At 50.5% G+C, this 6,663-nt stretch carries 6 protein-coding genes; 4 read left to right on the top strand and 2 right to left on the bottom strand.

What is annotated here, in order from left to right; all coding sequences use genetic code 11:
- Together Q7V06_RS08355 and Q7V06_RS08360 are read left to right on the top strand one after the other, a co-directional pair.
- A partial coding sequence (locus Q7V06_RS08355; protein ID WP_304840501.1) for a PQQ-binding-like beta-propeller repeat protein occupies positions 1–2,044 on the top strand: 2,044 nt, incomplete at its 5' end.
- Complete coding sequence (locus Q7V06_RS08360) at positions 2,041–3,996, top strand: helical backbone metal receptor (protein ID WP_304840503.1); 1,956 nt, start codon at positions 2,041–2,043, stop codon at positions 3,994–3,996. The genes Q7V06_RS08355 and Q7V06_RS08360, both read left to right, overlap by 4 nt.
- 76 nt (positions 3,997–4,072) lie before the next feature.
- Here the strand turns inward: Q7V06_RS08360 and Q7V06_RS08365 are convergent, their stop codons facing one another.
- A complete protein-coding gene (locus tag Q7V06_RS08365) occupies positions 4,073–4,891 on the bottom strand; it encodes a cache domain-containing protein (RefSeq protein WP_304840505.1) in 819 nt (272 codons plus the stop codon).
- Positions 4,892–5,040: 149 nt separating this feature from the next.
- Here Q7V06_RS08365 and Q7V06_RS08370 point away from each other — a divergent pair, with 149 nt between their 5' ends.
- Entirely contained in the window at positions 5,041–5,631 is a 591-nt protein-coding gene (locus Q7V06_RS08370; RefSeq protein ID WP_304840507.1) for a hypothetical protein, read from the top strand.
- A 10-nt stretch (positions 5,632–5,641) separates the two neighbouring features.
- On the opposite strand, the gene Q7V06_RS08375 is transcribed toward Q7V06_RS08370, so the two are convergent.
- A complete protein-coding gene (locus Q7V06_RS08375) occupies positions 5,642–5,926 on the bottom strand; it encodes a chorismate mutase (RefSeq protein ID WP_304840509.1) in 285 nt (94 codons plus the stop codon).
- A 413-nt stretch (positions 5,927–6,339) separates the two neighbouring features.
- Between Q7V06_RS08375 and Q7V06_RS08380 the strand changes: the two genes are divergently transcribed.
- Positions 6,340–6,519 (top strand): hypothetical protein, encoded by a 180-nt coding sequence (locus Q7V06_RS08380; RefSeq protein WP_304840511.1) that lies wholly within the window; start codon positions 6,340–6,342, stop codon positions 6,517–6,519.
- Positions 6,520–6,663: the final 144 nt, after the last annotated feature.

Genomic DNA, 6,663 nt, shown 5'->3' on the forward strand with positions numbered 1-6,663 from the left:
CGGCTCCTGGAGTACACCGTCACTTGAGGATGGCCGTCTCTACCTCGGGACAAATGCCGATAGATCCCTCCATTGTCTGGATGCATCAACAGGTGATTCCATCTGGTCATTGGAGGTTAATGGGAAGGTGGATACATCACCCGCAGTCGCAGGTGAAACCGTCTACTTTGCCTCAAATACCGGAGAGGGTACCATCTATGCGGTCACGACATCAGGTGACGAACTCTGGCAGTACCAGACGACGAATTATATCATGTCATCACCCTCGGTCGCTGATGGTATCCTCTTTATCGGAACTGATGAAGGTATCCTCTATGCATTCGGGGAAACGTCCCCCTCACCAGTCATATGGGACGGGACAGTCTCTCTGCTCCGTGGTTCAACCACCCAGATCCCCATCTCAGAGAATGAAACACGGACGATCAGCAGTACGACACCCCTTGGTGCACTTGATGCAGCAGCAACAATCCCTGGTGCATTCAACTATATCGCTCATGAGATCGATGATGAGATTGGCATATCATCTATCGGAGGATTCTGTGGTTCATGGGTGTATGAGGTAAATGGAGAGATTCAACAGATTGGACCTGCAGAGTACACACTCTCTGATGGTGATGTCGTCTCGTTCTGGTATGGTGATGATCCCCTGGATTCGGCACGGCCCCGGGTGATCATCCATACAACCGTAAGAGATCCGGTAACTCCCGGTGGTGGAGGTGGCGAAGGCGGCCTCTCCTGGCAAATTGTTCTCCTTCAACCAGGTACTATCACCATTTACGCTCAGAATAGTGGGAAAACCTATGATGTGAATCAAATGACCGCCCTTGGAGCTCTCCATGCCTCGGGATCCGTATTTACTCTAGATGATTCGTACTATCCGGAGTACGGGTCGCTCTTCATCAACTCAATACATGGCAGGCAGAATGCAGGTGCCGAAGGATGGATGTACCAGGTCAATGGAGTTACCCCTGCTGTTGGTTCCAATGTGCAGGCCGTGAATGATGGTGATGAAGTGGTCTTCTATTGGAGTGAGAGTATGGCATCGACGCCTGCCACGTCATCAGATGTTATTCCACTTCGGATCTCGGTGAGAGGATCAACTTCTCCTTCCGGGGGTTCACAGACGCTCTCTCTTCAGGAGGAAGTACAGGGCGTACAACCTTCTCAACAACCTCTCTCTCTGATTCAATCGATATCGCTCTCCCCTCCGCAAGGGGTGATGATCACCCCGGATGAGGGGGAGCTTTGGATCACTGTGGATATCAGAGCCGTTGAGAACAGCAATACTACTGTTATCTTCACTTCGGATACGATCATCCTCAGGATGAATGACCTGGTCCTTACTCTGTCGGTGGATGGAATTGAAGAGGAGAACGGCATTCTCAGAGGAAGAGTCAGGGGGATAGATGCCAGCTTACATTCGATTCATTCCACACTGCCCGATATCGGAGATATCTCAGCCAGATTAAATCTAAGTCTGCTGTCCATTCCGGATGATTGTAAGCTGACGATCAGATTCGATCACAGCATTGATCAGGAGTATGTCCGTCTTCTCCGGTCTCTTGCAGATGATGCAGGAGTCCTGATTACCGGAGTGCCGTACATCATGGTCGTTGAACCTGAAAACCTTCAGAATGGCCGTGATATTAAAAAAGCATCGGTATATCTCTCTCTACCTGATTCATGGGTCCGGGAGCACGGCGGAGTAGATGCCATCCGGATTGCTCATCTCGGGGATGATGGTCTATGCGAGTTCCTCATGCCTGATCTCCTGGAACATTCTGAAGATGGCATGATGACATTCAGAGCCGAATCGCCATCCGGGCTCTCCACGTTTGCACTCCTGTCAGTAGAAGAGATCCCAGCGCCGGGGAAAGGGAGCACGACAGATGTGCTCGAACAATCAGCGATTATCGATCCGGCCCTGCAACCTTCAGAGGGAATATTCTCTCCTATTCAGGGATGGATGGTAGTCACCTTCTCTCTTCTGATCCTCGGATCAGGTGTCATTCTGGAATATACACGCAGGAAGGCGGATAAATGAAGAAAATGAGTATCCTGCTGTTGCTTGTCATACTTCTCAGCACCAGCAGTACCGCAGCATATCCGATCAGCACCGGTGATCAGGTGGTTACTACGGCACTTGAGTATCTTCGATCCTCTCAGAAGGATGATGGGGGATTTGGCGAAGTCGGCCGTGAAAGTAGCCCCGGAACAACCTCATGGGCAATTCTTACGATCTATGCGGCTGGTGAAGACCCGCGGGACTGGGTAAAAAACGGCAATAACACCGTTGATTACCTCAGAATGATGAATAAAGAGATGATAGAAAAAGGGGGTACCACAGATAGTGCACGGACGATCCTGACATTGCATGCAGTATCAATTGATCCGGGAAACTTTGATGGGATCGATTATGTCGGTGATCTCAAGAACCGGGTAAAACCAAACGGTCAGGCAGGAGATCATGTCTATACGACCATCTGGACAATAATTGCCCTTGCCTCAGTTGGGGAAGATACCTCTGCATCGGTCAGGTGGCTCTCAAAACAGCAGAATGAAGACGGGGGTTTTCCCTGGACGATTGGAGCAGAGAGTGATCCGGATGATACCGGAGCTGCACTTCAGGCGCTGATTGCTGCTGGTGTCCCAAAGACTGATGCAACCATCACAAAGGCTGTTGCCTATCTCCGTTCGATGCAGCAGGATGATGGCGGTTTTCATTATGGTGGGACCAGTGCAACGAATTCGGCTTCTGATGCCTGGGTGATTCAGGGTCTTGTCGCCGCTGGTGTGGATCCCTCGACCCTCATAAAGAAGCAGGGAAGCGTCATCGATCATCTGATCGGCCTCCAGAACATTGATGGATCGTTTCGCCATACCGCCCATGTGACCGATAATCCATGCAGGATGACGGCAAGTGCAGTCCCGGCACTCATCGGAGCACCCTATCCGATCATGGCCCCGGTCATCTCATCTTCCTCTTCACAGAGATCAACAATCAGACCGGAACAGACCCTTCCAACGTTCTCATATACCGCTTTGGAAGGTGATCGGGTGGTGACGGTCAGAGATGATTTTGGAACAGAAGTGACGATAAACGGATATCCGGAACGTGTCGTCTCCCTTGCTCCTTCAAATACCGAGATCCTCTTTGCTCTCGGCCTCTCGGACCGGGTCATCGGGGTGACGGATTATTGTGATTACCCATCCGAAGCTCTCACCAAGCCACGGGTTGGTGGTTACAGCACAATTAATCTTGAAAAGGTCGTTGCTGCACAACCCGATCTCGTTCTGGCAGCATATGGCAATACCGGGGATATGATCAACCGGATGCGGTCTCTTGGTCTCGTCGTTGTTGCTCTCAATCCCACAACACTCGATGGTGTTCTTGAGAATATCGCGCTCATCGGTGAGATCACCGGGACCGAAGAGGCGGCAGCGGTCATGAACGCTGACCTCCGAAAGCGGATCGCAGCTGTTACAGAGAAGACCGATACTCTGACGGATCGTCCGTCGGCAGCTCATCTCGTCTGGTATGACCCCCTCTGGATCTCAGGTGGAGGGACATTCCAGAGTGAGGTGATCAGGATGGCCGGTGGCACGAACTCTTTTGAATACAAGGAGGAGTGGGGTGTCGTCGGGTTTGAAGATTTCATAACCGCCGACCCGGATTATATCTTTGTCAGTTCGGGAACCGGTATGGGAAGCACCGGGTATGATATCATCTATGAGTATGTCCTGACCGAACCGAGGCTTAGGAACCTGAAAGCGGTTTTGAATGACCACGTTATCCTTGTTGATGCCGACATCATCAGCCGTGCAAGCCCACGGATCGTTGATGCACTTGAAGAGGTGGCAGAGGCGATGCATCCGGAACTCTTCCCAACATCCGGTCAGGAGACTGGTCATATTGCCCGGTCTCCAGGTGCCATCTCTATCCCGGTCGTAGCCCTCCTGATCTTCGCCCTCATCGTCTGGAGGAGGAGGGTGTGATGAGGGAACTCTCCTCACTCTTCTTCTGCTCCTGCCAGATAACCGTTTTCAGGAATCAAAGATTCATTGGTACCTATTAAATTGTCTGCGTTACAGCCACCCGCCACTCGGTACCGTGGAGTGACACCGTCGTCCAGGTAGCCTCTTTTGTCTGGTCCCGGAAGGTGTAGGTGCCCTGACCCTGCCGCTCTTTTGTGACACGGGTGACAAAAGTGATCAGCTGCGGGTATCTGGTATAGACCGGATCGTCCAGTGGGAGGCCTATCTGATCGGGATCGGTATCGTAGAGGACACGGCCGTCCAGATCAACAACGGTGATTGAATATCCTGTTCCCTCGACGATCGGGGTGGCAACCTGCCCGATAAGTGTCTCCGGCCTGATGACGACGGTTGTTACACCGATGAATTGCCCGTCCGGTTGACCGGAGGTTCCTCCTCGTAGAAAGACGGGGGCACTGACAAGTACTGCATCCATCCCTTCTGCAACCTGAAGGAGCCCACTCATGACCGGGCGTTTGGTTGCGAGAATATGCCTGTTCGATGGTTGATCTGAGACATCTGTCCCCTCGACAGTATGGTATGCAACAGGCTCAGCCGCAATGATCACCCCTTCCGGGCTTACGGTGGTGCTGTCGATGATAGCGGAACTCTTCTTGTTTAATTCAAGCAGTATGGTGCGGGCTGCTGTCGTGTTCAGCCCGGTTCCTCCTAGATCGTACGCCGCACGGGCGAGGTTGTCATCAAGATCGGAGAGTGTACATGAGATCTCAGACTGAAGTTCGAGAAGCACCACTGACGTCCCCTTAATCTCCTGTGCAGGGGTGATGGCAACACCGATTACTCCTCCGATAACGAGACAGACGGCGGCGATGATAATACCCTGATATGAATTCATTGTGAAGTAATTCACCTGATGCAATAAAAATTGATGGTCTTCAGCTGTCCTTACCCTTTTTATGCAAATAAATATTAGTTATAACAAATAAAATGTATATATGGTGATGCACCATACCGCACACTATTCCATACAACTGTGATTGTGGGATGATCGCCATCTCAGAGTCACAGGAGAACGCGATCTCGTTTCCGCAGATGCACCGGGGATCAGCATATCCGGACCATACTCCATCTTCACCGACAGTACTCTCTCTTCCTCATCCATTCTGCAGAGGTGATCCGCTCAATGCTGAGGTTCTCATCGGGTATGCAAGAGAGATACGTGATGAGGTCCTTGAACACGCTTTTGTCTTCGATCAGCAGGGGAATCTCTTAAAAAAACTTATCGGCGAGAGGACACGAATACAATTTGGTCAGCGGGATCTCTTCTCCCTGACAAACACCATATTTCTCCATAACCATCCGGGGAGCAGTTCCTTCTCCCTTGCCGATCTGGAGTGCGCCTGCGTCTTTGAGATGCGATCGATGATGGTTGTATCCAGAGATGAGATTCATATTCTGCTCCCTCCGGCAGCAGATGAGTACTTCTCAAGGAGGCTGCTTCGTGATATTGTACGGTGTTTTTGGATCAGATCTCATCTCCAGCCTCTCTCGCACCAGATGAAGCCATATGACGGTGTCTGGAAGTTGATCGCCTCAGATCTTGGCCTCCTCCTCTATACTGTCCGGATTGACTGATGAACCGATCTCAGGGGAGGTTCCCATCCCCCATGCATCCTTTCTGCTTCTGCTCGCTCATCACGACAAGGTTTGTGAAGATCTCACGAATTGCAGTCGGATCGATGCCCGCCTCAGCTGCCCTCTCCACCGCACGTGCAATCACCTGCTCCCGCTGTTTCGGATCAACCGGGGGTCTGCCCGCCTTCACCTTCTCCTGAGCCATCTTCCCTGCAAGTGACTGCCTCTTTCTGATCAGATCCACAATCTCTGCGTCCACCATCGCGATCTCCTCGCGGATCTCATTGATTCCCATATTCAGAAACACTTCCCTGTACGTATCATCTCTTAGGATCTCCGGATACAAAAAGATAGCATCCCCGGTGACCGGGATAGAGCATACTCTTATAACCAGTCTGCGTGTCTTTCTGATAAAATAGGCTTTTTTTAGTCGGGTATGGGGCGATATCGCCCCATCTCCATTATACCGATATGGGTCTTCTCTGATCGCAACTGAGGTTACACTATTTCGATCAGATCTGCCTGCTAGGTGTGGTGCATACACTCGGTTGCAGCAACTGCAACCATCAGTAATATGATACATATGTAATTAATATTTTTGTTATGTTAACAACTTAATTTGAACCATCCTCTCATGGGGCTTGCCACTCTGGTTGTTCAACAACCGACCCGATACCTTCAATGTCTCGTGCATCAACAGGTTCTCCTATGAAAAATATGGAGATGAAGAAGAGCGGGACAAAACTGATCATCGAGGTTGACCTTACCCAGGACTTTGGGATCTCAAAATCCGGAAAATCAAGGATTATTGCGTCCAGTGAGGGAAACATCTCGATTCCCGGCGATGAGGAGATCAAGATCGGTCTGAATATCTATCGGAAGGCGTAGATAGGGGAGTTAACCCTGGGTAGGTTCTTTCCATCATTCGTGGAAATATAGATCCCTCGTAATCCATTTTTCTGCGTAAGTTATTTGATGAAAGAGACATAAGAATGGATATTGCTGAAGGTCTGAGGTATATGGATATTAATG

The sequence above is a fragment of the Methanocalculus sp. genome (assembly GCF_030651615.1).
Classification (GTDB): Archaea; Halobacteriota; Methanomicrobia; order Methanomicrobiales; family Methanocorpusculaceae; genus Methanocalculus.

Coding starts and splice junctions, on each gene's coding strand:
- Q7V06_RS08360 (WP_304840503.1), top strand. CDS start 2,041: ATGAAGAAAATGAGTATCCTGCTGTTGCTTGTCATACTTCTCAGCACC.
- Q7V06_RS08365 (WP_304840505.1), bottom strand. CDS start 4,891: ATGAATTCATATCAGGGTATTATCATCGCCGCCGTCTGTCTCGTTATC.
- Q7V06_RS08370 (WP_304840507.1), top strand. CDS start 5,041: ATGATCGCCATCTCAGAGTCACAGGAGAACGCGATCTCGTTTCCGCAG.
- Q7V06_RS08375 (WP_304840509.1), bottom strand. CDS start 5,926: ATGGGAATCAATGAGATCCGCGAGGAGATCGCGATGGTGGACGCAGAG.
- Q7V06_RS08380 (WP_304840511.1), top strand. CDS start 6,340: ATGAAAAATATGGAGATGAAGAAGAGCGGGACAAAACTGATCATCGAG.